The organism is Bacteroides sp. AM23-12, from assembly GCF_003434395.1.
GTDB lineage: Bacteria > Bacteroidota > Bacteroidia > Bacteroidales > Bacteroidaceae > Bacteroides > Bacteroides thetaiotaomicron.
This window is the reverse complement of sequence record NZ_QTLF01000077.1, coordinates 1-2,720: the sequence shown is the minus strand read 5'-3', so window position 1 is coordinate 2,720 and position 2,720 is coordinate 1. Positions and strand designations below refer to the sequence as shown.

Genomic DNA, 2,720 nt, shown 5'->3' with positions numbered 1-2,720 from the left:
TGCAAAGTCTTTGCAGAACTTGGTACGTTCGCCAAATTAAAATTACCATCGATGTCTGTGATTGTACCTTGAGTAGTACCTTTTACCAACACAGAGGCTCCAACAACTGGTTGCCCATCTTCTTCAGAAATCACAACGCCTGTGACTTTCTGAGTCTGAGCAGTTACTAGGCTTATGCCCACAAAAAGGCATGCCAATAACAGCATTAATTTTCTTTTCATAAATTCTCTCTTAAAGTTCAACTTTACATTAATTGTCTCTATACTCTAACAAGTTGCAAAATTATTAATAAATATGAAACTAACAATTAATTTGATAAAAAAAGGTTGTATATATAACATATTGTTATTTATAACATCGAAAATATGCTGATAAACATCTTTATTTGCTATAAATATTGTGATTTATCAAGCATGAAATGTCACTTTGTGAATGCAAAGTGTAGTAATTAACATTCTATTTGCTTGTTTTTGGATATAAAACTACCCTGCAAACGTTTCTTTTTGATTTATTATGAAGAAATGACGATAAAAAAATAGCATTTAAATTAAAGTTATGTAAATACTTAATTATTGAATTTTAATTTTTGCAGAAATTAATGCAGGTTCAACCTTAATTATAGCACAGAACTTAGTTTATTTTGTTCTTAGTATTAACTAAAAGACAATAGAATGAAGAAGATTAGTTACAGCCTTGTGTTTAACAGAAAAAAGAAGCTGAACAAAAAAGGAATGGCATTGGTACAAGTAGAAGCTTACTTAAACAGGAGAAAAATGTACTTCTCAACCAGGGTGTACCTCAAACCAGACCAGTGGGACGTAAAACGTAGAATGGTAAAGAACCATCCTAATTCAGATGCATTAAATCGAATGCTATATGATTTTATAGCTGACATTGAGCAGAAAGAACTGGGATTATGGCAACAGAGAAGATCGATATCCTTGGATTCGTTGAAAGACTCTATTGAAAAACCGGAAAATAATGGGAATTCATTTCTGACCTTTTTTAAAGAGGAAGTCAGCAACTCTTCTTTAAAAGAGAGCACCAGGCAGAATCATCTTTCCACTTTAGAATTGCTGCAAGAGTATAAAAAGGACATTGTATTCACTGATTTGACATTCGAATTTGTGTCTTCATTTGATAATTATCTGCAGTCCAAGGGGTATCATCTCAATACCATTGCCAAGCATATGAAGCATTTAAAACGATATGTGAATGTAGCTATAAATAAAGAGTATATGGATATTCAGAAGTATGCTTTCAGAAAATATAAAATCAAAAGCATAGAAGGAAGTCATACGCACTTGTCGCCGGAAGAGCTGAATAAAATGGAGGAGGTGAATCTGGAAGGGAAGTTTACGAAGTTACAAAAGTCAAAAGATGCCTTTTTATTTTGTTGTTACGCCGGTTTGCGGTACTCTGATTTTATAAATCTGACTGCCGCGAATATTGTCGAACTCCATCAGGAGACGTGGCTGATTTACAAATCTGTTAAAACAGGTATTGATGTGCGCCTTCCTTTATATTTATTATTTGAAGGTAAAGGACTGCGGGTGTTGGAGAACTACAAAGACGATTTAAACGGATTCTTCAAGCTGAAAGATAACTCTAATGTGAATAAAGACTTGAATGCATTAGCCAAGCTGGCAGAAATAGACAAACGGATATCATTCCATACAGCCCGACATACAAACGCCACCTTATTGATATATAGTGGTGCAAATATAACGACTGTACAAAAGCTGCTGGGACACAAAAGTGTGAAGACAACTCAGGTATATGCAAATATCATGGACATGACTATTGTGCATGACCTTGAGAAAGCAGCCTATTCAAAATTAGCTAATAGACCAAAAAGCTAGGCAGTGATTGTCTGGAAATGTCCTGTTTTTAAGATTGGTTTCAACAGAGTTGATTCAAAATCTAACAATATGGCAGAAATAATGCATAAATCAATGTAAGAATATGCAATTTACAAATGATTTGTCGCATATAAATGACTGTAATATACATAAAAAGTGCAATGTCAGGACTCTTTCCTTTTAAAGGAACGATCCGTTCCTTTAAAAGGAACAGATCGTTACTCACCGAGGAACATCTAATTGCTTTAAAAGGAAGAGCCAAAAGTAGTTTTAATTTCTAATTCTGTTCTAACTGATAGACTTTCCTGTCACAGGGAAATATATCATATCGAAACTAAATATTTCTTTTATATTCAAAGGTGCAAGCTGATATAAGTAATCATATAGCACAAGGAAACAAAAAACGGACAGATGTATTTCATCCGTAGATCTGCTGTTTTAAAATCCTGCCGATTTTTGTCATTCTCCCAAGCAGGTTCTGCATATTTTGAATTATACCATAACTAAATATGCTTTTCTTCAGATTTGATCTTTTTCTACTATCACGCCCCAAAAGTAATCATTCATTATGATTGGTGGTGAGAAATATTCGGGAAATATAAAAATAGTATCCAATAATAATACCTCATATAAATAAAATAAAGACATAACTTTCTTATAATGAATGAACTAAATGATTGAAATGGATAGAAACAGGGTATCATTCGTTAAAGAAAAGGGTAGTTATAATGCTGATAAATAATTGATTATCACGTTTATATATGGATACAATAACATATATGACGATTAGGTTTATATTTCTCATTATTATAATAATCAACACTTTATATAAAGAATTAGTTCTGCAAAGACTTTGCA

The 2,720-nt window shown here is 32.6% G+C and carries 2 protein-coding genes; one reads left to right on the top strand and one right to left on the bottom strand.

Features of this window, described 5'->3' with window-relative positions; all coding sequences use genetic code 11:
* A partial coding sequence (locus DW640_RS23090; RefSeq protein WP_180960840.1) for a carboxypeptidase-like regulatory domain-containing protein occupies window positions 1-221 on the bottom strand: 221 nt, incomplete at its 3' end.
* A gap of 450 nt (window positions 222-671) precedes the next feature.
* On the opposite strand from DW640_RS23090, the gene DW640_RS23085 reads away from it, so the two are divergent.
* On the top strand, window positions 672-1,862 hold the full coding sequence (locus DW640_RS23085; protein ID WP_048692301.1) for a site-specific integrase: 1,191 nt from the start codon (window positions 672-674) through the stop codon (window positions 1,860-1,862).
* Window positions 1,863-2,720: the final 858 nt, after the last annotated feature.

Excerpts from the sequence above, each read along its gene's own strand:
- DW640_RS23085 (WP_048692301.1), top strand. The coding sequence starts at position 672 with ATGAAGAAGATTAGTTACAGCCTTGTGTTTAACAGAAAAAAGAAGCTG.